Origin of the sequence: Chryseobacterium defluvii, assembly GCF_014204415.1 — a bacterium.
GTDB lineage: Bacteria > Bacteroidota > Bacteroidia > Flavobacteriales > Weeksellaceae > Chryseobacterium > Chryseobacterium defluvii_A.
This window is the reverse complement of the sequence record NZ_JACHLE010000001.1, coordinates 265,731-286,692: the sequence shown is the minus strand read 5'-3', so window position 1 is coordinate 286,692 and position 20,962 is coordinate 265,731. Positions and strand designations below refer to the sequence as shown.

The window sequence follows — 20,962 nt, the reverse complement described above, 5'->3', positions numbered from 1 at the left end:
TCTATTTTTATAGGATATATTTCAGCTTCCTGTTCGCATATACCAACATAAAGCTTCCAACAAGTAATAAGACTGTAAAAACAATGATTTCATTGGTATGAATATTTACAGATTTAAAGACCAGCTTCATCAATAGCGGATGGATCAGGTAAATGGCCGTAGATATACTGGCTAAAATTTTAGAATTGGTAGTCAGAGGAATGTTCTTGCAATAGAGGAACAGCAAAGGACAGGCTAACAACAGGGAGTATAACAAATCTATACTTTCATTTTTGCTCAGATGAATAATTCTGTAATTAATAAATGCTTCGGCCATTACAAGGCTTACAGCAAGGATAACCAATAGTAAGGACGGCTTATATTTTATATCAATCTCAAGTTTTTTGATCAGAAAACCTAAGGTCAAAAAAGGAAAACATACAAACAAAAAATTTCGATATACTGGAAAAAAATTCAGCACTAAATCTGTATTCCCCTGAAAATAATGAAGATTACCCAGAAGCTGCAGGATATAGCCACAACTGAACAGAGGAAATATAGATCTCAACAGGAACCCTGCTCGTTTTTTCTTTACCGCAAAAAGGATCAGCCCGGAAAAAAGTGTCCCAATCAGATACCATAAATGATGATACCCGAATAATATATGGGATAGATGTTTTCCATCTTTCCAAAAAGGAATATAGGCAACCGTCCATATCAGATATAGCAAAAATAACCTTAAAGACCATTTTTTCAGCCTGCCGGGAGTATCAACATCATAAAAATAATAGCCTGTTATGATCAGAAAAACAGGCACAGCTATTCTGAAAAGCCCGTTAACCAATACATAGCTTAATGAGGGATAGGAATTCCTCAACAGGTGCGAATGCAAAAAAACCACAAAAATGGCAAGTACTATTTTTAACAGGTCAATGGATAAATTCCTTGTCATGGTATAAGGGCCATAAAATATTTTATCCTTATACACTTCATAACCTTCAAAAGATTATTTGCGGGTAGCAACCGAATATATTTTCTTACCAACCGTAAAAAGGGCAACAGCAAGCAGCCCGCCGATAATTCCGAGAGTAAATTCCTTCAACATGGAAGGCCATGTAGGAAGCAGATCATGAAGATAATGAATATTGTGAGCAAAAATACCTCCGGAAACCAGGACAAGAGCAAGTGTTCCCACCACTCCCAGTATTTTGATGATAATCGGTAATGCCTTTACCAACAAATGCCCCAATTTAGAGAAAAAGCCTTTATCATTGCTTTTTTTGATCAGTTTAAAACCTGCATCATCCATCCTTACAATAAGTGCTACAATTCCATAAACTCCCACCGTAGCTATAAACGCCACAAAAGTCACCGTAAGAATCTGTGTCAGCAATGGGTGATTTTCCTGAATCACAGTGCCTAAAGCAATGATCACAATTTCTATGGAAAGGATAAAGTCTGTTGTAATAGCAGATTTTATCTTGGATTTTTCAGACTCTTCCTCATCTTCATCGATCTGGCTTTCTTCTATCACCTCATGTCCCTTTTTGGAACGGTGAAACAAAAATTCGATGATCTTTTCAACGCCTTCAAAGGCAAGATAAAGTCCCCCCAGGATGAGAATGATTTCTATAGCCGGTTTATAAAGCCAATTGAGAAGGAAGGCAACCGGAAGAATGATAAGTTTATTGATAAAAGAGCCTTTTGTAATCGCCCATAAAACAGGCAGTTCACGGGAAGAAAGAAAGCCTGTTGCTTTTTCTGCATTTACCGCTAAATCATCGCCTAAAATCCCCGCCGTTTTCTGAGTGGCTAATTTACTTGTCACTGCTACATCGTCCATCAGAGCAGCAATATCATCCAAAATCGCAAAAAAACCAGATGCCATATTATTTTAATGTTTTTTTAATAATTATTAAGTGCAGCAAAAATAATGTTTTAATCTGATTTTTGAACATGATTACACTCTGTTTTAAAATAAATGCTTCATAATTTTTGAAATGAGCGGGTTCTAAAGCACAATATAAATCATAGGTAGATATAAGCTTATCGGACATTGGCTTTTATACCATTATGGTAAAAATCATGTTTCAATCCTTACTTTTACAATCATTTTTATGTACATTTAAATTATGAAAAAGCTGATTCTCAGATATCACTTCTTTGTTTTAGGCTGTATCGGCTTTATATTGAATTCCTGCAATTCCAGATTCAGGGTCTGGGTAGGTGCGGGGAATGAACAGAAGATCTACAATTTAAAGTACGGGGAACACAAGAAACAAAAAATGGATGTTTTTCTTCCTGCAGGTTATGCAGAAGATGCACCCGTAGTTTTGATTGTACATGGCGGTGCATGGAAACATGGGAGAAAGGAGCATATGATACACATCCAGAAAATGCTTTTTAAAAATAATATTCCCAGCATCAACATCAACTACCGGCTCATCACAAAATCTGTCACTTACAAACAGCAGCTGGGGGATATCGACCTGGCTATTGAGAAGTTTAATACACTGGCCCCCAAAGCGAAACTGCTTCCCGACAATTATATTATTCTCGGAGAAAGTGCAGGCGGACATCTGGCATTGCTGTATGGATATAAAAACCCTCAACAGATCAAAAAGATCATTTCTTTAAGCGGACCTACGGATTTTTTTTCCGGAAAATATTTAAACTCATTTTACTCAAAATATAGTTCTCCCACCGTTCAGAAAATGGTAGGAACAAAATTCGACCGGAAGAATTTATCCCCTGAATTTGAAAAAGCAAGCCCAATCGCCAATACAGCGAATGTTCCCACACTGATATTCCAGGGAAACAGGGATCTTTTAGTCAACCAGCATCAGGGACTTTCTTTAGATTCTGTTCTGACATTAAAGAATATTCCTCATAAACTGGTGTTCATGGAAGGGGCGGGCCATACGCCAAGATTTTTCAGCAAAAGAAAAAGAGACAGTATCATTTATCCGAATATTCTCGACTGGATAAAAAAATAACCCGCTTAAAAAGCAGGTTACTGTTCGTTTTATATTTTATATTGAAATATTATTCAAAATTCTGATCTTCATATTTGGAAAAATCCTGTTTTTTACCGAATAAAAACTTGATGACCACAGGAAGAGTTGTTATCAATACGATAACAATGATAATATATTCCAGCTTAGATTTTAATTCGATCCCGAATTCATCCCTGAAAACCTTGTCCAGGTAATGTCCCGCATATATTAAAGAAAACGACCACAAAACGGCTCCTATAATGTTATCCCTAAGGAATTCTTTCTTATCCATCTTCACGATCCCGGCAACAATAGGCGTAAAAGTCCTTACAACTGGTAAAAACCTGGCCATAATTACGGCTAATGCTCCATGCTTTTCAAAAAAATCATGGGCCTGATAAAGGTATTTCTTTTTAAATAAGGTGGTATCTTTTCTTTTATATAAGGCCGGTCCTGTCTTCAATCCGAAATAATATCCTACTTCATTCCCGATAATGGCTGCTAGGGAAACACAGGCGGCTAAAATTGTAGTATCCAGAAAATCACTGCCGGTAGAGCTGAAAGTCTCTCTGATAATATCTACCGCGTAAATCCCCGAAACGAAAAGCAAAGAATCTCCTGGTAAAAAAAATCCTACAAAGAGACCTGTTTCAGCAAAAATAATAAATAAAATTAACCAAAACCCTCCCATTTTAATGTAAAACTCAGGGTTTAATAAATCTTTCCAACTATTGAAATCTTCCATAAGTATTGATGAACAACAAAAATAAGCCTAAAAAACCTGAAAAGGAAATTAATTATGAGTTTTTAACAAATTACGGACATGATATTTACAGCTCAAGATCATCATCAGACACCGCCGTACCATCCGCCATCAGGAATGCTTTCAGGAATGGAGTGATATTTCCGTTCATCACGGAATCCACATCTGAGGTTTCATGAGCCGAACGTACATCTTTTACCAGTTTGTATGGATGCATCACATAATTCCTGATCTGGCTTCCCCATTCTATCTTCATTTTGTTGGCTTCGATCTCGTTGCGGGCCTTCATGCGCTCCTCCAATTCCATTTCGTATAATCTTGAACGGAGCAACTGCATTGCTTTCTCTTTATTCTGAAGCTGGGAACGGGATTCCGAGTTTTCGATGATGATCCCTGTAGGAGCGTGGCGAAGGCGGACGGCTGTTTCCACCTTATTTACATTCTGCCCTCCTGCCCCGGAAGACCTCATGGTCTCAAAACTGATATCGGCCGGGTTAATATTGATCTCGATCGTATCATCCACCAACGGATAAACATATACGGAAACAAAACTTGTATGACGCTTGGCATTACTGTCAAAAGGCGAGATCCTTACCAGCCTGTGAACGCCATTCTCACCTTTCAGATATCCGAAAGCATATTCACCGTCTATTTCCAGCGTCACGGTTTTTACCCCGGCGACATCACCTTCCTGAAAGTTCAGTTCCCTGATCTTATAGCCCTGTTTTTCTGCCCACATCGTGTACATTCTCATCAGCATAGAAGCCCAGTCACAGCTTTCCGTCCCTCCTGCTCCGGCTGTGATCTGCAATACGGCAGAAAGCTCGTCTCCTTCATTGGAAAGCATATTCTTGAATTCTAAATCTTCAATTTTCTCTATCAGCTGAGGGAATGTTTCATCCAGTTCTTTTTCAGAATCGGGGTCTTCTTTGGCAAATTCTGCCAACACCTGAAGGTCTTCAAACTGTCCGTTGATCTCCTCATAATCCTCTACCCATTTCTTCTTGGAACGGAGCTGTTTTAAGAATGCTTCTGCTTCTTTGGGACTGTCCCAAAATTCAGGAGCTGCCGTTTTCTCGTCGTCATTGGATATTTCTATCTTCTTTTTTTCTATCTGAAGATATTTATGTAAATCTTCAATCCTGGATTGAACTTCTCTTATCTGGTCGTTGTTGATCACGAATTTTTATTTTTTGCAAAAATACGGATAAAGTTTTTAAGTAAGTTAAGAGTGATGAGTTATAAGTTGAGCGTTCAGAGTGGTGAGTTGAGAGGATCAATTACGAACAAGTCTCCAATTGATCAGATTACTCATTGCTCATTACTTATTATTTATCATATCTGCCAGCATCTCTCCTATCTTCGGGGCCAGAGCCACCCCCATTCCTGAAAGCCTTACTGCACAGAACTGTCTTTCCGAGAGTTGCTTAATAATAGGCGTTTTTTCTGTTCCCATTGCCATGATCCCCGACCAACGATGAGCAATCCTAAAGTTCTGACCAGGCAGAATCACTTCTTTTAAAAAATTTTCCAGATGATCCTGTAAAAAATTTGTAGTTTCAAAAGATGTAGTTTCTTCGGTCTTAAAATCCTGATTTCTTGCACCGCCCAATAAAACCCGGTTTCCTAAATTCCGGAAGTAGTAGAATCCTTCATCATAGTGAAATGTCCCTTTTAGTTTTAAATTTTCAACAGGTTCAGTCAAAAGAACCTGTCCACGAGCAGGAATGATCTCTTCCTCGCTTAAAAATTCTGAGCTGAAAGCATTGGTGCAGTAAATAAGCTGATCCGACTGTATAGAAAGTGCCTCTGAAAGCCATTCTTCAACGTAATCTGAATTTTCAATAATACTCTTAACTTCTGCTCCGAAAAGGAATTCAACTTTTAATTCATAACATTTTTCCAATAGCTTTTGCAGGAGTTTTCCTGAATGTAAACCACCTTCACAAGGATTTTCAACTAAAAATTCTGATCTTCCCAGTCCGGATTCTTTTAATTTATCCTGATTAAGAGTATATGTTTTGCCAATTCCCGTTATGGATTCTAATTTCTTATTGACTTCCTCTATTTTGTGTAAAGGCTGATCATTATTCAGAATTTCATATCCTCCGCTTAACTCAAAATCAATTTCGTCTTTACTAAAATAATTCCGGATCTTCTTCAGTCCTTCAAACCTCATCGAAACCAAATTCAATGTCTTCTCCCAACCCATCTTTTCTGAATCAGCAATTATTTCCGTAAGGCTTCCAAAGCAGGCAAACCCGGCGTTCCTCGTTGAGGCTCCCAGAGGAATTGAGCTTCTTTCAATAACCAGAACTGATCTTTCAGGATATTTCTCTTTGATAGAAATGGCTGTCCAAAGCCCGGTAAATCCGGCTCCGATAATAATGATATTGCGTTTTCTGTAAAAAGTCTCAAGCTCCCAGATGCTTTGCATGGCTGTATTTGATAAATGATAATTGATGAATGATGATAAATAAGTAATGAGGAAGGTTAATAACTTATAATTTATAACTCATATCTCATAACTTTTAAGGTTTTTCTTTATCCTTCTCCTCTTCTTCATTATGATGGAATCCGATAGCTCTTCTCGGGACTTCTACTACCTTGTAGGCATCAAGCTCATTTTTCAGAGCTTTAATTCTATATTGGAAATCGTCAAAATTATTGATAATGGCATCATTCAGAAATATGGCTATCTGATCCAGATATTCTTCAGTAAGTTTGGCCGCAGCATCCCTTAAGGCACCATTCAGAAGATTCTGATCTATTTTCAGCTTCTCATTCCTCGTTCTTTGATAAAGATTTCTGATCCGTTTTTTCAGGCTTTGTGTAAAATCTATGATCATCGTATTGCTGAAAGCTTTCATCTGTGAAGAAACACCGCGCCAGAAAGATACTTTATCCGCCTTATTGTTTTTGAGAATCTTGTATAGCAGGGAATCATTTTCCAGATTTTTTGTCATGGCATACAGGATAATCTCGGATCTTTCCGAAGCATTGGGTGGGAAAACAGGGATCATCACATCAAATCTTCCCGGAGCCAGGATCTCCTCATCAACTGTTGAAACAGAATTGGCAGATCCTACCATCAGCAGGTCTTCCTGTTCAAATTTTCCGATATAGTGAAGAATGATCTCCTGGGTTTCAAGGTTGCATGAGGCTACATCGGTCTCAGCAGTCCTTTCCATCATGATCTCATCAAAATCTTCCAGGAAAAGAAGCACTTTGTCTTCTTTCATCATGGTAACCAGAAAATCGTTGAAATTTGTTTTGTTTCCATCCACAAAAGAGGTTCCCAGATAGTGTTTTTTCACTTCTTTGAACTGATAGCCTATAATTTCAGCAATTTTATTGGCCCAGAAGATCTTCCCGCTTCCCGGAGGCCCATACAGAATGATTCCGGCCGGTTTATTGATTCCCCAGTCTTTGATCTGCTGGTGATTGATGAAAGGTTCCAGAACCCCTGAAATATAGAAAAACAGATCCCTATATCCGATAAAATCCCTGTGCTGAAGGCTTGTTTTATGGCCGAAATAATCATAGACAAACTGGTAATTTCCCCCAAGCTTATTATCGATACCGTAGCTGGAAATGGAGGACCGGAAAAAACCATTATCAAAAATATTGGGATTATCTTCTTTTATGGCCTTCTCTATCTTATCTTTCGGCTGATTGATGGTCTCAGCAATCTGTTCCAATGTTTTATTTTTATCAAGGTCTTTTTCATAAAGCCTTAAAAAATCTACATTCTCGCGTGCAAATTTTTCAAAATCTTCTTTTACTTCAAAACTGGTCGTGATGCATATTCCAAGTTCAAGATCAAAATCCTGAATAAACTGTTTGATGGCTTCTGCAGAAATATTCAATTCCTTTGCAAGTTCAGCTAGCTTCATAATTCGCAATTAATTCTATCAAATTTAAATATTTTAGTCCGAATCCTGTAACAATTTGTCAATTATATACACTACTACTATGTAAAACAAATTACATGGAAAAAGTTTTATCAGTAAAAAATCTGACAAAAAAATTCAAAAGAGTTGCTGTAAACAATATCTCTTTTGATGTAGAAAGAGGAAACGTTTACGGACTTTTGGGACCAAACGGAAGTGGAAAATCCACCACATTCGGAATGCTGCTTTCCACCATCAACCCTACAGAAGGTGAATGGTACTGGTTTGGGCAGAAAGGGACTGACCCTGATACTTTAAAAAAAATAGGGGCCATCATAGAACAGCCTAACTTCTACCCTTATTTAAGTGCAGAAACGAATCTGAAGATTGTGGCGGAGATCAAAGGAACCCCTTATGTGAGAATTGATGAAGTATTGAAGACCGTAGGCCTTTTTGAAAGGAAAAAAGATGTTTTCAGGACCTTCTCTCTGGGGATGAAACAGCGCCTTGCCATTGCTTCTGCGATGCTGAACAATCCTGAGGTACTAATCCTGGACGAACCTACCAACGGGCTGGATCCGGAAGGGATCATCCAGATCAGGGAGATCATCAGCAATATTGCCAAACAGGGGATCACGATTATTATTGCGAGCCACCTTCTGGATGAAATTGAAAAAATATGCAGCCACGTGATCGTATTAAAGGAAGGCAACTCCATTTACTGCGGAAGAGTGGATGAAATGACAAATAATCATGGTTATTTTGAATTAAAGGCTGAAAATAATTCCCAGCTTTTAAGCATTCTGGAAGAATCGCAATGGTTCTCTTCCGTAACATTGGAAGGAGACTTCATCAAAGCCCAGATCCGTGAAGATGTTTCGCTTTCAGCATCTGCTTTAAATCAGAAGTTAACAGAGAAAGGTATTTTCCTTTCGCACCTGACCAAGAAAAAACAGTCTCTTGAAACTCAATTCCTTGAATTGGTAAAAAACACGAATAACCATGCTTAAACTATTAAAACTAGAATATTACAAAAACCTGAATTACAGACCATTCAAGGTTTTCACGATCATGTACTTTGTAATTTTGATCGCCCTGCTTTTCATCGGGCTTGTGGATCTTAAAATATTTGGGAATCCCATCAATCTGAAAGAACAGGGAATCTACAACTTTCCCGATATCTGGAATTTTACCACATGGATCGTGGCTTTGTTAAAAATCTTCCTGGGTCTCATTATTGTATTTTCCATTTCCCAGGAGTTTACCAACAGGATGTTCAAACAGAATACCATTGACGGATTGAGCAGAAATGAATTTATTGGTTCCAAATTACTGACGATCATTATTTTTACGATTATCTCTACACTTATTGTATTTTTTATCACCATGTTCCTAGGATATAAATATTCTAAGGTGACTGATGCGGAGCTTGTAATAAAAGAAATGTTCTTTATCGGCAATTATTTTGTTAAATTATTCACCTTTTTCTGCTTCCTGATGTTCCTTTCTGTATTATTGAGGAAATCTGTTTTTGTTTTTCTTGCATTTTTTATTTTCTGGATTTTCGAAAACGTTGTACTGGGAATAGAATCATTCACAAAATTGCGAGGTATGACGCCTCAACAGCAGATTGACGCTTCGCAGCATACTTTTTTCATTTCCAAATATTTTCCTTTAGAAAGTATGTCCAGCCTGATCCCCAATCCCATGATGAGGCTGAATATGGCCAAAATGATGGGATTGAAATATGAATTCACCTATCCTACCGAAAATCTGATAGCCTGCTTCATCTGGAGCTTTATCTTTATTTTCGCATCGTATTGGATCCTAAAAAAGAGGGATTGGTAGTCTAAGATTCAAAAATTAAAATATTTAAAGATTAAGTGGTCCTGTTTCGGATCACTTTTTTATTTTTTATCAAAATTGCTAATTTCAGCTCTGTTGAAAACAAAAAAGACTGCTTTTCAGCAGCCTTTTTCATATTTACTTTTTATCCAGTAACGGAAGGTATTCTCCGTATCCTTTTTTCTCCATTTCTTCTTTCGGAACAAACTTTAAAGAGGCGCTGTTGATACAGTAACGCAGTCCTCCCTTATCCTCCGGGCCGTCTGTGAAAACGTGTCCTAAGTGAGCATCTCCTGTTTTGCTTCTTACTTCTACCCTCGTCATTCCGTGGGATCTGTCCATTTTTTCCTCGATCAGCTTTTTGGTGATCGGCTTTGAAAAGCTTGGCCATCCGCAGCCGGATTCAAATTTATCTGTTGAAATAAATAACGGCTCTCCTGTTGTAATATCTACATAGATCCCATCACGGAATTCTTTATCATATTCATTACTAAATGGTCTTTCTGTAGCATTGTTCTGGGTAACATCATACTGAGTTGGAGTCAGTTTTTCCTTCAGTATCTCTTTACTTTGCTTTTGATATTTTGCTTTTGGGAGAGGATTGGCATTTCTGGCCATTTCAAAAAGTCCAGGTTCAATGTGACAATATCCGCCGGGGTTTTTATCCAGATAATCCTGATGGTAATCTTCTGCCTTATAGAAATTCTTCAGAGGAATGGTCTCTACTACTACCGGTTTGCTGTAATGCTTAGCCAGCTTTTGAACTTCATCTTTTACAACAGCTTCATCATTCTTATCTGAAAAGTAGATCCCCGTCCTGTACTGATCTCCCCTGTCATTGCCCTGTTTATTAAGGCTTGTAGGATCAATGGTTTTGAAATACAGGTCGATCAGCAGTTTCAGATCGATCTGATCCGGGTCATACTTTACTTTTACGGTTTCTGCAAAGCCCGTCGTATGGCTTACCACCTCTTCATACGTGGGATTTTCAGTATTCCCGTTGGCATACCCCACTTCAGTAGCTGTAACGCCCCGTACCTGTTGAAAAAAATGTTCTGTTCCCCAAAAGCATCCGCCCGCAAAATAGATCTCTCTAACGTTTGTATTATCCATAATTTCCTGATTTTCTTTTTTTATTTCTTTAGGCTTTGATCTGTTCAAAAAGCCCGACTTCGTAGCAAAAACTGCTATACCCAGAACAATTCCGAGCAATATCAAAATATTTTTCATTGTTAATTTTTTATGCATTTTGTCTATTATTTTTAAATATCATCAATCCGAATCCTAAGAACATCACATCTTTCAGGATGAAAAAATCTGTTACCGGAACCCCGTCCACTATTTTCCAAACGCCGGGAGTTGTGAACAGATAACTTAACGTCATGAGAAAAGTAACGATCACCCCAATCGCTGCATACTTCCGTAAGAATGCAAATTTCACACTAAATACGAGAAGCAATGCAATGATAATTTCTATAACTCCGATAGTATTTGACACTGCCTGCACGCTCATGATATTATACAGGAAAGAGGTAAGAAAATGATTTTCCACCAAAGGTTTTATAGCCGCAGCTTCAGTAGGCGTGAATTTGAAAATCCCTATCCAGAGCAAAATAAGAGCAGCCCCGAAAAGTGAAATATAATATCCTGTTTTGTAAATTAGCGGCTCTTTGCCGGCCTGTTGTATTGTTCCGTTCATGTCTTTCAGATTTTGAATGAATACTTTATTATTTTCAAAAGTATAGTCGGAACAATTTCAAAATCCTGACAGAATTTTGATCAGGAATCTAATTTTTCGAACATTTTATTTTTAAATTCCTGAATATCAGAATCATTAATTTTATCATTTTCTTTCCGGGCAATGTTTTTTTTCAGGATCTCGTCCAGAATTTCCAGCTTTTCTTTGTAAGCCCTGCACCATTTGCAGATCTTTAAATGCAGGGAAAGTTTCCAGCCCTCTTTTGAAGAAATGGTTTCTGCTTTTCTTTTTTCCATCAGTAGCGTGGCTTCACTACAGGGTAAGAATATGATATGAATTAATCTTTTCAGCATTTCAGTTCTTTATAGGTTTGCAAACCAGTTAAGATCCAGGCATTCTCTGAGCTGCATCCGGCTTCTCTGTAAGATCTTCCACAGATTAGTCGTGGAAATATTCAATTCCTGACTTATTTCCGGTGCTTTTTTTTCGTGAAGATAATATAATTTCAAAGGAACCTTCCATTTTACAGGCAGATCTTCCATACAATCTTCCAATGTTGCATTGAAATCCTGATTATCCAGAAGCTCCAATTCTTTATTTAACCCGCCCCAATCATTCAGAACATCATCATTTTTCCATGATCCGCTCTCATCAAAAAAATGATCAAGTCGGATCTGAGGTTCGGATTTATATTTTTTGCGGTAAAAATCGGCCACCTTCCTGTTCAATATGGTGATCAGCCAGGTCAGAGGCTGGCTTTTTCCTTCAAAAGAATCATACGATGAAAAAGCTGACAGAAAAACTTCCTGAACCACATCTTCCACATCCTCTTTATCCGAAAGCAGATAAGCAGCTCTTCTCAAAAGCGGCCCGGAATACTCTTCTACCCAGGTTTTCAGTACTTCGTTTTTCATTGTATCGTTTAAAAAATACTTCTCTTACAGATTTTTTTAATTTATTGCATGCCTAAGCACAACCATCTGCGTAATCTGCTAAATCTGCGAGATCCAAAAATATTAAAACTAATTTACTAATTCATCATAATCTTTATCATTCCGTAGAATCTAACCTTACTTTCAACCATTGAGATTCCTCACTACACTTCGTTCCCTTCGGAATGACCAAAATTCTGTTAATTCACCTAATATCCATAATCGTAACATTACATTATTAGAAGCAGTCTTATCAAAATATCTAATATTTGATATTAAATCACTCAAAAATATTAAATTTGCATCTTATCAAAAAATTGATATTTAAAAGCAAAGCAATACTATGACATCACAAGAGATACGTCAAAAATTTTTAGATTATTTCCAAAGTAAAGGCCATCTTATCGTTCCTTCGGCTCCTATTGTGCTGAAAGACGACCCTACCCTTATGTTTTCGAATTCCGGGATGACACAGTTCAAGGATTTTTTCCTGGGTTATAAAGAACCTACTGCTCCAAGAATTGCAGATACCCAAAAATGTTTAAGGGTTTCGGGAAAGCATAATGACCTTGATGATGTGGGTAGAGATACCTACCACCATACCATGTTCGAAATGTTGGGAAACTGGTCTTTCGGGGATTATTTCAAAAAAGATGCTATTGCTTTTGCCTGGGAACTATTGACAGAGGTTTACGGAATCCCGAAAGAAAACCTGTATGTAACGATCTTTGAAGGAGATGCCACCGAAAACCTTGAAAGGGACCAGGATGCTTATGATTATTGGAAATCCTTTATTTCAGAAGACAGGATCATCAATGGAAACAAAAAAGACAATTTCTGGGAAATGGGAGAAAGCGGGCCGTGCGGGCCATGTTCGGAGATCCATGTAGATCTGAGGACTCCTGAAGAAAAAGCAAAAATCCCGGGAATTGAATTGGTCAATAACGACCATCCGCAAGTGGTAGAGGTCTGGAACCTTGTTTTCATGGAATTCAACAGAAAAGCAGATAAAAGCTTAGAAAAGCTTCCTGCACAGCATGTTGATACGGGAATGGGTTTTGAGCGTCTTTGTATGGCATTACAAGGAAAATCCTCCAACTATGATACAGACGTTTTTACTCCGTTGATCTCTAAGGTGGAAGAACTTTCAGGAAAGAAATATACCGGGGTTTTAGAAGACGAAAAAGATATTGCGATCCGTGTAGTGGTAGACCATATCAGAGCCGTTTCTTTTGCCATTGCCGACGGGCAGCTGCCTTCGAACGGAGGAGCCGGATATGTGATAAGAAGGATCTTAAGAAGAGCCATTTCATATTCTTACCGATTCCTGGGAATGAAAGAGCCTTTCCTTTTCAAACTGGTTCCTGTTCTCCAAAACCAAATGGGAAAATTCTTCCCGGAACTGGAAAAGCAGGGAAAATTGGTTGCTGAAGTGATTAAAAGTGAGGAAGAATCATTCTTAAAAACCATCGAAAGCGGTCTTGTAAGAGTGGAAAAATTAATTCAGCAGACCATTTCCGATAATTCCAAGGTATTACCCAGCGAAGAAGTATTTGAATTGTATGACACCTATGGTTTCCCGGATGATTTGACAAGAATTATTGCCGAGGAAAAAGGCTTAACGATAAATGAAAAAGGTTTTAAGGCTGAAATGGAAAAGCAAAAACAGCGTTCCAAAAAAGATTCTGCTTCTAAAGTGTACGACTGGGTAGTTCTGGAGGAAAAACCTGAAAATTTTGTAGGGTATGACCAGATTGAAGCTGAAACCTATATTACAAAATACCGGAAAGTAGAAAATAAAGACGGGGAATTTTATCAGGTCGTATTAAGCAACTCGCCTTTCTATCCGGAAGGCGGCGGGCAGATCGGGGATAAAGGTGTCCTTGAAAATGCAACGGAAAGCTTTGAGGTTTTAGATACCAAAAAAGAAAACGGACTGATCATTTCTCTAATCAGCGGGCTTCCAAAAGATGCAGGTGCGGTTTTCTATGCCAAAGTAAATGCTGCGGACAGAAAAAACACTCAGGGTAACCACTCTGTAACCCATCTTTTACATGAAGCTTTAAGAGAAATTCTGGGAACCCATGTAGAACAGAAAGGTTCTTATGTAGGGCCCGATTACCTGCGTTTCGACTTCTCTCATTTCAATAAAATGACTGAGGAAGAACTGGCTTCCGTAGAAGAAAAAGTAAATAAAAAGATCAAGGAAAGTATTGCTCTACAGGAATTCAGGAGCATTCCTATTCAGGAAGCTATGGATAAAGGGGCTATGGCTTTATTCGGGGAAAAATATGGAGATAATGTAAGAATGATCCAGTTCGGAAGTTCAATGGAACTTTGCGGGGGAACCCATGTAAAGAACACAAGCGAGATCGGGCATTTCAAGATCACTTCCGAAAGCTCTACTGCCGCAGGGATCAGAAGAATTGAAGCCATTTCAGGAGACAAATCGGATGAATATTTCACGGGGCTGGAAAAGCAGACCACAGAACTTTCCCAATTATTAAAATCTAAAGACGTTGTAAAATCTGTTGAAAAACTAATTGATGAAAATGCCTCTTTAAAAGCTGAAGTCGATGCTTTGAAAAAAGAAAAGGCAAAAGGCGAGATCGGTAACTGGAAAAATGCCTACGAACAAAAAGGAGACAAACAGCTATTGGTAAAGAAAACATCGCTGGATGCAGGTTCTGTAAAAGACATTGTTTTCCAGCTGAAAAAGGAAATTCCGGCTTCGGTTACGATCATCTTTTCAGATGCAGATCATAAACCGATGATCACGGTAGGTGTTTCCGATGATCTGGCAGCCAGCTACCAGGCCGGAACTATCATCAAAGAACTGGCAAAAGAGATCCAGGGCGGCGGCGGCGGAAATCCGGGCTTTGCCACAGCAGGCGGGAAAAACCTTGCAGGCCTGGAAAATGCTTATCAGAAAGCACTGAATATATAACAAAAAAGGAAGTCAGTTGACTTCCTTTTTTTATTTTTCTTTAATATCTACCGTATATCTCAGTTTTTCCAGCTTCACCTGTAGCTTTTTGATCTCTCCTTCGATATTGGCAATCCTATTGTTGCTCTTATCCAGTTCCCTGTTGGCAGATTCTGTCTGCTTTAAAAGTTTTGCCGTTTTTTTAGCATCCTTGGCAGTACTGTCAGGATCAGAAGAGCTGAATTTATCCGTTTTTCTCTCCGACTGGCTGTTAAGGCCTTCTGTCTTGCCTAAAATTTTAGCATTATTCTGCTTCTCTTTTTCAAGGCTGATCTGCCTGTCCATCAGTTCCGTATGAAGTTTCAAAACATCACGCTGCTGAGTCATGGCAGTAACGTCCTGCATCTGTGCTTTAGCATTCAAAGAAAAGAATAACAGAGATACACCGAATATTCCGGCGAAATAATGATTTTTCATCTTGCTGTTGTTTTAATTCAGCGTAAATCTACTAAAAATCATGCCAATAACAACAGATAAAACTTTTGTTGCATCATAAATATTATTATTTTTGATGTAGTTTTTTTCATGAAAAGGGTTTTACTGATACTATTTTTCTGGTCATTTGTTTTTGGTTATTCACAATCAAAGATTAAAGTTGTAGACGAAACTGACAGAACCCCGATTTCCGGTGCCAGGGTCTTCTGCAATAATAAACTTCTGGGACACACAGATATCCGAGGTTTCCTGGAATTTAAGACCAAATGTAAAAAAATTGAGATCCTTGCAGATAAATATCAGAAAGAGACCGTTCCCATAGAAGAAAACATGCAGGTCTCCCTGCTCAGAAATTCGTCAGGAACCAAAGGAATTGAAACTGTGATCATTGAAGATAAAAGTGATCCAAGAGCATTGGAGATCCTGAAGAAGGTCAATCAGCAGTTCAGGGAGAACTCACCCAAAAGCCTTGGCTCCTATTCCTACAAATCTTACGAAAAAGTTTCCCTGGATATAGATGAAGACAGCATTTCCCAGTTTAATCAGTTCTTTGAGAACAGCGAACTTTTTAAAAAGAAAAGGAAAAAAGATTCATTAAATAATATTTCTGCAAGAAATATATTCTCTAAAAGCAAGCTCTTCCTTTGGGAAAGGGCACAGGAATTTTTGTACTCGAAAAAATACGGGGAGAAAGTCAATATTCTCGATAACAGGATCTCGGGCCTTAAACAGCCTATCTATGAGATGATCGCCCTGCAGCAAAGCAACAGAGATAAGATCCCTCATCAGATCAAACAGGAAAACCGGGGATTATACAGGTTTTTCCTTACAGATACTATTGAACTGGACGGAAGAAAAAATTTCGTTATCCGCTTCCGGGAAGTAAATTATAAGAAACCCGACAAAAAAAGAAAATACAATGGAGCCATCTATGTAGATACTGAAACTTATGGCATTAAAAAAATTGAAAATTTCAGCAAAAACAAAAACGACGGGATCATCACCAGTACTTGGATCTTCTATAATAATAAATGGTTTCTTGCCCACGAAAAGGTAAAGCTGGCAATGAGCAAAATGGCCATGGAAGAAGACGATAAAGAACACCCTGAAAATAAAGAGGAGAAAAAAGACAAACGGAGTTTCGGGACATATGCTTTTCTTACGTCAAAATATTTTGATTTCCAGTCCCCGATTGAAGAAAATGCCAAAGATTTCAACGGCTACACATTTTCAGTGAAAAATGCCGACGGAAAAACCTTGGATAGGTACCGCACAGATCCCCTTACAGACAGGGAACGAAATACTTATACAACTATTGACAGCCTTGGAAAGATCTATAATATCGACAGGAAAGCCAAAATATTAACTGGTTTGATCAACGGACAGATTAGGGCCGGAATTGTTGATTTTGCCGTGGATGAAATTGTAAACTACAACTTATATGAAGGCTTCAGAGTAGGTTTAAAAGCTAAGCTGAACGAAACTTTTAACCCTTATTTTTCCCCGGATTATTATTTCGCATACGGCTTCAAAGATGACCGGTGGAAATACGGAGTCGGCTTAGATATGAAGACCACGCTTGACAAGAATTCGTTTTTCAGGGTCGAATATTATAATGATGTTACCGCTTCGGGAGAGTTCTACAGAAGGCTCTGGAACTTCAAAATGAGGATGATGAATTACGGGAACAACCTTAACAATGATAAATATTACCATTTCAGAGGAGCTTCCCTATCCTATCTCAATGATGTAACCAACGGACTCACCTTAGTATTGGCAGCCAAAAGAAATTTCGAAGAGGCTATGTTTGATTATCAGTTCAGGGAAAGAGGCCTTGCATTTGAGAATTTCAACACTTTATTTACCCTGAAGTTTTCTCCCAATTCTACTAATATTATGACCCCACAGGGGAAATCTATCATTGAACAGAAGTTTCCGGAGCTTTACTTCAATTATGAGCAGAGCTTCAGAATGTTCGGCGGGGACTTCAACTATACCCGTTTTGATGCACTGTTCGTTCATAATTTTAAAACCATGCTCGGAACTACGGGTGTAAGACTATATGGAGGCTTAGTTCTGGGTGAAGCGCCCATCTGGAAACATTTCACGATGAACGGGCTTGCCTCTCCCGGAAGAGATATTAATTTCAACCTTACTTCTTATCTCGGCTTTGCTACATTGGAGGGGGGAAAATACTATAATGATAAATTTATCGCCTATTATTTTACCCATAAACTGCCCTGGTATTTTAAAAGCTTCGGGCAGAATATTTCAGGTTTCGATTTCGTTTTACGGGGAACCATCGGGGATATGAAGCATCCGGAATACCATCAGTTCGGATTCAGAAAATTAGATCATTTGTATCAGGAAGTAGGCCTGGAATGGAATAATTTCCTGTCATCCTATTTTAACTTAGGATTATTTTACAGGGTCGGGTATTATACCACATCCAATTTTAAGCAGAATTTTGCCATACAGTTCAAACTAAAGCTGCTGGAATTTTAAAAAATATCCCGCCACATTCCCCTCCTCCGGAGGGGTGGCAAAATTTTCAATTTTGCCGGGGTGGTAAAAAAAAGTAATACTATTGAAATAAACAACTAAAAATGCAAAAAATAGAAATACAGGCAGAACAGTTCTTTGATCTTTTAAAGTTAAAGGACATATCCATGTGGGAGATCTTCTCCCAAATGATTGACGGGCAGGAAAAAGAGATCATTTTCATCGATAATGAAGAAAAGATCCTTTTTAATTATATTTTACCGGACAATCCTGAAAAACTGGAAGAAGACCGGACAGAATTTTCAAAACAGTTTTCTGAGAAGCTGACCAATATGAATTAATACAACAGGCCACCATGAAAAAAAATCATTTATTCTCTGCTTTAAGCCTGCTCCTGTTCTGCTTCGGAATGGCACAGTCTTATAAAAAACCTTTGGTCTCGGCCATCAAAGAATCAGACCTCAGGAAAGATATGTACGAACTTGCTGCAGATCAGTTTTGGGGCCGTGAAGCAGGAACCCTGGATGAGCTCAAGGTCTCCATGTGGCTGGCTGATAAAGCCAAAGCGGCAGGCATGGAACCGGCTGGCGACAATGGAACATTCTTTCAGTTTTTCGATATGTACAGGCATCAGGTTATTCCTCAAAGTAATTTAAAGATTGGAGAAAATAATCTTAAATTGTGGAAAGACTTTCTGGTCGCCGAACCGGTGAATGCCCATCTTGATTCCGAAATTGTGTATGCTGGAAATACGGAGCCGGAAGACCTGCCAAAGCTGAATATTCAGGGGAAAGTTCTTGCCGTGAACGCTTCTGATAAGAATATTGCTAAAGAAATGACCCTTTTCGTGAGAAGGTACCCCGGATTTGTAAGGACAAAATATTACAACAAAGCATTTGAGCTTGGGGCCAAAGCCATTATTTTCATCACAGATGGTACCTCTGAAAAAAGCTGGGTGGAAGTACTTCCTCAAATGACAAGGGGAACTTACGGTGTAGAGGGTTTGAGAGAAAGTGTAGCCAATGGGATTCCCGTACTATGGATCAAAAGGGAAAATACCGGCTGGGTGAAAAACAATCCTAAAATATCTTTGACCCTTATCACGGAAACGTATAAATACCCTTCCGTGAACATCATCGGGAAAATTGAAGGTACAGATCCGAAACTGAAAGACGAATATGTACTCCTAAGCGGCCATCAGGATCATGACGGCATCAGGCATCCCGTAAAAAACGACACCATCTATAACGGGGCTGATGACAATGCAAGCACCTGTGTTGCAATGCTGGCAATGGCAAGAGCTTATAAAAAGCAACCGGGAAAAAGAAGTATCCTTTTTGTATTCCACGGTGCGGAAGAGAGAGGTTTATTGGGTTCCAGATGGCACGCTTCTCATCCTGTAGTTCCTAAAGAAAAGATCGTTGCTGTTTTAAATGGCGATATGATCGGAAGAAACAGCCTGGAGGAAGCCGCATTATTGGGAGGAAATGCTCCGCACAAAAATTCCGAAGAACTCGTAAAAATGGCTGAAGAAGCCAACAATGAAAGTACGAAGTTCAGATACCTCAAAGATTGGGACTCTCCGGATCATGCCGAATATTTCTATTTCAGGAGCGATCACCTTCCCTATGCCAAAGCCGGAATACCCGCCGTATTCTTCACCAGTGTCCTGCATGACCAGTACCATACACCACAGGACGAATCTGAAAATATCAATTACAAGAAACTATATAAAATGACGGAATGGATGTATAGAACCTCCTGGAAAGTGGCCAATGAAGCAGAACGCCCGAAAGTGATCCCGAATTTTACATTGGAAAGATAGCTGCATTCAGTTTGTCATACTGGAGGCATCTTTGTACGATTTAGATTCTTTCAGAATGACAAACTGAATGTTTAATTTAATATAACGTTTAAATAGAATTCTAATAGGTTCTAAAAAGCTTCCAGCCTATTCGATCTGATATTTCGACTTCCTCCTTCCATCCTCTAGCTTCTAATCTTAAAAGCTTCAATCGTTTTCTTCGCTTCCGACACATCATGAACCCTCAAAATTCTTGCTCCCTGCCGTAATACTTTTAAATGCAGCTTCTGGGTCTCTTCATTAATATCCAGAGGAGTTTTGCCCAATGGCTTGTAGATAAATGATTTTCTGGAAATTCCTATCAATAAAGGAAACCGCCCAAAACCCAGATATCCCGCCTCATCGATCATCTTCATCTGGCCTTCCACCGTTTTTCCAAAGCCGAAGCCCGGATCCAGAATAATATCGCATACTCCTTTTTTCAACAGTTCATTCGTTTTTTTTGAGAAATATGTATTGATTTCCAGTATAATATCTTCATACTTGATCTTATCATGCATGGTTTCATAAGAGGGATTCACATGCATCAGAATATAAGGCAGTCCAGTTTCTGCCACCGTATTAAACATTTGATCATCATACTGGCCTCCTGAAATATCATTAATGATATCAATCCCTTCGTTATACCCAAATTTTACTGTTTCTGCATAAAAAGTATCCAATGAAATCAATGCTTCCGGAAACTTTTTTTTGATCTGCGAAATTATATTCCCTATCCTCCTGATCTCTTCACTGCTGCTTAGGAATTCCGCATCCGGACGTGTTGACTGTGGCCCGATATCAATGATCTCTGCCCCTTCTTTCAACAATTTTTCAGCATGTTCCAAAGCAGATCTTTCATCATTAAATTTTCCGCCATCAGAAAAAGAATCCGGGGTAAGATTCAAGATCCCCATGATTTTTGGAGTGCTTAAATCTACCAGCCTGCCGTTACAGTTCAAAGAATACATTTTTAGTTAAGAGTTGTGAGTTAAAAGTTATGAATCTAATGCAATACAAAACTAAGTCCTAAAATTCACATTTTGCAACTTAAATGATAAATCATAAATAATTCCCGTTCATTGATAT

19 protein-coding genes are annotated in these 20,962 nt (G+C 38.5%); 7 read left to right on the top strand and 12 right to left on the bottom strand.

The features are described from left to right. Window positions 1–7: 7 nt before the first annotated feature. Together HNP38_RS01290 and HNP38_RS01285 are read right to left on the bottom strand one after the other, a co-directional pair. Window positions 8–931, bottom strand: a complete 924-nt coding sequence (locus tag HNP38_RS01290; RefSeq protein ID WP_184183229.1) for an acyltransferase family protein — start codon at window positions 929–931, stop codon at window positions 8–10. 54 nt (window positions 932–985) lie between these two features. Next, on the bottom strand, window positions 986–1,867 hold the full coding sequence (locus tag HNP38_RS01285) for a DUF808 family protein (protein ID WP_184183226.1): 882 nt from the start codon (window positions 1,865–1,867) through the stop codon (window positions 986–988). 244 nt (window positions 1,868–2,111) lie between these two features. Here HNP38_RS01285 and HNP38_RS01280 point away from each other — a divergent pair, with 244 nt between their 5' ends. Further along, window positions 2,112–2,975: an alpha/beta hydrolase gene (locus HNP38_RS01280; RefSeq protein WP_184183223.1), complete on the top strand. Its 864-nt coding sequence runs from the start codon at window positions 2,112–2,114 to the stop codon at window positions 2,973–2,975. A gap of 49 nt (window positions 2,976–3,024) precedes the next feature. Here HNP38_RS01280 and HNP38_RS01275 read toward each other — a convergent pair whose 3' ends face one another. The 4 genes from HNP38_RS01275 to HNP38_RS01260 all read right to left on the bottom strand — a co-directional run bounded on the left by HNP38_RS01275 (window position 3,025) and on the right by HNP38_RS01260 (window position 7,634). Continuing rightward, on the bottom strand, window positions 3,025–3,720 hold the full coding sequence (locus tag HNP38_RS01275; RefSeq protein ID WP_184183220.1) for a DedA family protein: 696 nt from the start codon (window positions 3,718–3,720) through the stop codon (window positions 3,025–3,027). Between the two features lie 85 nt (window positions 3,721–3,805). Continuing rightward, window positions 3,806–4,918 carry a peptide chain release factor 2 gene (gene prfB / locus HNP38_RS01270; protein ID WP_184183217.1) on the bottom strand — a complete coding sequence of 371 codons (1,113 nt, stop codon included), beginning with the start codon at window positions 4,916–4,918 and terminating at the stop codon, window positions 3,806–3,808. A 141-nt stretch (window positions 4,919–5,059) separates the two neighbouring features. Continuing rightward, the gene (locus tag HNP38_RS01265; protein ID WP_184183214.1) at window positions 5,060–6,175 is read right to left on the bottom strand and encodes an NAD(P)/FAD-dependent oxidoreductase; all 1,116 of its coding nucleotides are present in this window, start codon (window positions 6,173–6,175) and stop codon (window positions 5,060–5,062) included. Between the two features lie 94 nt (window positions 6,176–6,269). Further along, window positions 6,270–7,634: an AAA family ATPase gene (locus HNP38_RS01260; RefSeq protein WP_184183211.1), complete on the bottom strand. Its 1,365-nt coding sequence runs from the start codon at window positions 7,632–7,634 to the stop codon at window positions 6,270–6,272. A 95-nt stretch (window positions 7,635–7,729) separates the two neighbouring features. Here HNP38_RS01260 and HNP38_RS01255 point away from each other — a divergent pair, with 95 nt between their 5' ends. Both HNP38_RS01255 and HNP38_RS01250 read left to right on the top strand, forming a co-directional pair. After that, on the top strand, window positions 7,730–8,641 hold the full coding sequence (locus HNP38_RS01255) for an ABC transporter ATP-binding protein (RefSeq protein WP_184183208.1): 912 nt from the start codon (window positions 7,730–7,732) through the stop codon (window positions 8,639–8,641). Beyond that, window positions 8,634–9,479, top strand: a complete 846-nt coding sequence (locus HNP38_RS01250) for an ABC transporter permease (RefSeq protein WP_184183204.1) — start codon at window positions 8,634–8,636, stop codon at window positions 9,477–9,479. Before HNP38_RS01255 ends, HNP38_RS01250 begins: the two co-directional genes overlap by 8 nt. A 135-nt stretch (window positions 9,480–9,614) precedes the next feature. On the opposite strand, the gene msrB is transcribed toward HNP38_RS01250, so the two are convergent. From msrB to HNP38_RS01230, 4 genes are all read right to left on the bottom strand, one after another. Beyond that, window positions 9,615–10,706: a peptide-methionine (R)-S-oxide reductase MsrB gene (msrB, locus tag HNP38_RS01245; protein ID WP_184183201.1), complete on the bottom strand. Its 1,092-nt coding sequence runs from the start codon at window positions 10,704–10,706 to the stop codon at window positions 9,615–9,617. Between the two features lie 10 nt (window positions 10,707–10,716). Beyond that, the gene (locus tag HNP38_RS01240; RefSeq protein WP_184183199.1) at window positions 10,717–11,175 is read right to left on the bottom strand and encodes a DUF417 family protein; all 459 of its coding nucleotides are present in this window, start codon (window positions 11,173–11,175) and stop codon (window positions 10,717–10,719) included. An 80-nt stretch (window positions 11,176–11,255) separates the two neighbouring features. Beyond that, a complete protein-coding gene (locus HNP38_RS01235) occupies window positions 11,256–11,528 on the bottom strand; it encodes a hypothetical protein (protein WP_184183196.1) in 273 nt (90 codons plus the stop codon). A 9-nt stretch (window positions 11,529–11,537) separates the two neighbouring features. Beyond that, window positions 11,538–12,089 carry an RNA polymerase sigma factor gene (locus HNP38_RS01230; RefSeq protein ID WP_184183193.1) on the bottom strand — a complete coding sequence of 184 codons (552 nt, stop codon included), beginning with the start codon at window positions 12,087–12,089 and terminating at the stop codon, window positions 11,538–11,540. Window positions 12,090–12,450: 361 nt separating this feature from the next. Here HNP38_RS01230 and alaS point away from each other — a divergent pair, with 361 nt between their 5' ends. Beyond that, entirely contained in the window at window positions 12,451–15,054 is a 2,604-nt protein-coding gene (alaS, locus tag HNP38_RS01225) for an alanine--tRNA ligase (RefSeq protein WP_184183190.1), read from the top strand. A 30-nt stretch (window positions 15,055–15,084) separates the two neighbouring features. On the opposite strand, the gene HNP38_RS01220 is transcribed toward alaS, so the two are convergent. Further along, entirely contained in the window at window positions 15,085–15,510 is a 426-nt protein-coding gene (locus HNP38_RS01220) for a hypothetical protein (protein WP_184183186.1), read from the bottom strand. Between the two features lie 108 nt (window positions 15,511–15,618). Here HNP38_RS01220 and HNP38_RS01215 point away from each other — a divergent pair, with 108 nt between their 5' ends. The 3 genes from HNP38_RS01215 (at window position 15,619) to HNP38_RS01205 (ending at window position 19,855) form a co-directional block, all read left to right on the top strand. Then, a complete protein-coding gene (locus tag HNP38_RS01215; RefSeq protein ID WP_184183184.1) occupies window positions 15,619–18,033 on the top strand; it encodes a hypothetical protein in 2,415 nt (804 codons plus the stop codon). A 101-nt stretch (window positions 18,034–18,134) separates the two neighbouring features. Continuing rightward, complete coding sequence (locus HNP38_RS01210) at window positions 18,135–18,371, top strand: hypothetical protein (protein WP_184183181.1); 237 nt, start codon at window positions 18,135–18,137, stop codon at window positions 18,369–18,371. A gap of 14 nt (window positions 18,372–18,385) precedes the next feature. Beyond that, window positions 18,386–19,855: a M28 family metallopeptidase gene (locus HNP38_RS01205; protein WP_184183178.1), complete on the top strand. Its 1,470-nt coding sequence runs from the start codon at window positions 18,386–18,388 to the stop codon at window positions 19,853–19,855. A 164-nt stretch (window positions 19,856–20,019) separates the two neighbouring features. On the opposite strand, the gene folP is transcribed toward HNP38_RS01205, so the two are convergent. After that, a complete protein-coding gene (folP, locus tag HNP38_RS01200; RefSeq protein WP_228460895.1) occupies window positions 20,020–20,844 on the bottom strand; it encodes a dihydropteroate synthase in 825 nt (274 codons plus the stop codon). Window positions 20,845–20,962: the final 118 nt, after the last annotated feature.

Excerpts from the sequence above, each read along its gene's own strand:
- HNP38_RS01280 (WP_184183223.1), top strand. The coding sequence starts at position 2,112 with ATGAAAAAGCTGATTCTCAGATATCACTTCTTTGTTTTAGGCTGTATC.
- HNP38_RS01205 (WP_184183178.1), top strand. The coding sequence starts at position 18,386 with ATGAAAAAAAATCATTTATTCTCTGCTTTAAGCCTGCTCCTGTTCTGC.
- HNP38_RS01260 (WP_184183211.1), bottom strand. The coding sequence starts at position 7,634 with ATGAAGCTAGCTGAACTTGCAAAGGAATTGAATATTTCTGCAGAAGCC.
- folP (WP_228460895.1), bottom strand. The coding sequence starts at position 20,844 with ATGTATTCTTTGAACTGTAACGGCAGGCTGGTAGATTTAAGCACTCCA.
- HNP38_RS01275 (WP_184183220.1), bottom strand. The coding sequence starts at position 3,720 with ATGGAAGATTTCAATAGTTGGAAAGATTTATTAAACCCTGAGTTTTAC.
- HNP38_RS01265 (WP_184183214.1), bottom strand. The coding sequence starts at position 6,175 with ATGCAAAGCATCTGGGAGCTTGAGACTTTTTACAGAAAACGCAATATC.
- HNP38_RS01250 (WP_184183204.1), top strand. The coding sequence starts at position 8,634 with ATGCTTAAACTATTAAAACTAGAATATTACAAAAACCTGAATTACAGA.
- HNP38_RS01290 (WP_184183229.1), bottom strand. The coding sequence starts at position 931 with ATGACAAGGAATTTATCCATTGACCTGTTAAAAATAGTACTTGCCATT.
- HNP38_RS01255 (WP_184183208.1), top strand. The coding sequence starts at position 7,730 with ATGGAAAAAGTTTTATCAGTAAAAAATCTGACAAAAAAATTCAAAAGA.
- HNP38_RS01220 (WP_184183186.1), bottom strand. The coding sequence starts at position 15,510 with ATGAAAAATCATTATTTCGCCGGAATATTCGGTGTATCTCTGTTATTC.
- HNP38_RS01285 (WP_184183226.1), bottom strand. The coding sequence starts at position 1,867 with ATGGCATCTGGTTTTTTTGCGATTTTGGATGATATTGCTGCTCTGATG.
- alaS (WP_184183190.1), top strand. The coding sequence starts at position 12,451 with ATGACATCACAAGAGATACGTCAAAAATTTTTAGATTATTTCCAAAGT.
- HNP38_RS01230 (WP_184183193.1), bottom strand. The coding sequence starts at position 12,089 with ATGAAAAACGAAGTACTGAAAACCTGGGTAGAAGAGTATTCCGGGCCG.
- HNP38_RS01240 (WP_184183199.1), bottom strand. The coding sequence starts at position 11,175 with ATGAACGGAACAATACAACAGGCCGGCAAAGAGCCGCTAATTTACAAA.
- HNP38_RS01210 (WP_184183181.1), top strand. The coding sequence starts at position 18,135 with ATGCAAAAAATAGAAATACAGGCAGAACAGTTCTTTGATCTTTTAAAG.
- HNP38_RS01235 (WP_184183196.1), bottom strand. The coding sequence starts at position 11,528 with ATGCTGAAAAGATTAATTCATATCATATTCTTACCCTGTAGTGAAGCC.
- msrB (WP_184183201.1), bottom strand. The coding sequence starts at position 10,706 with ATGAAAAATATTTTGATATTGCTCGGAATTGTTCTGGGTATAGCAGTT.
- HNP38_RS01215 (WP_184183184.1), top strand. The coding sequence starts at position 15,619 with ATGAAAAGGGTTTTACTGATACTATTTTTCTGGTCATTTGTTTTTGGT.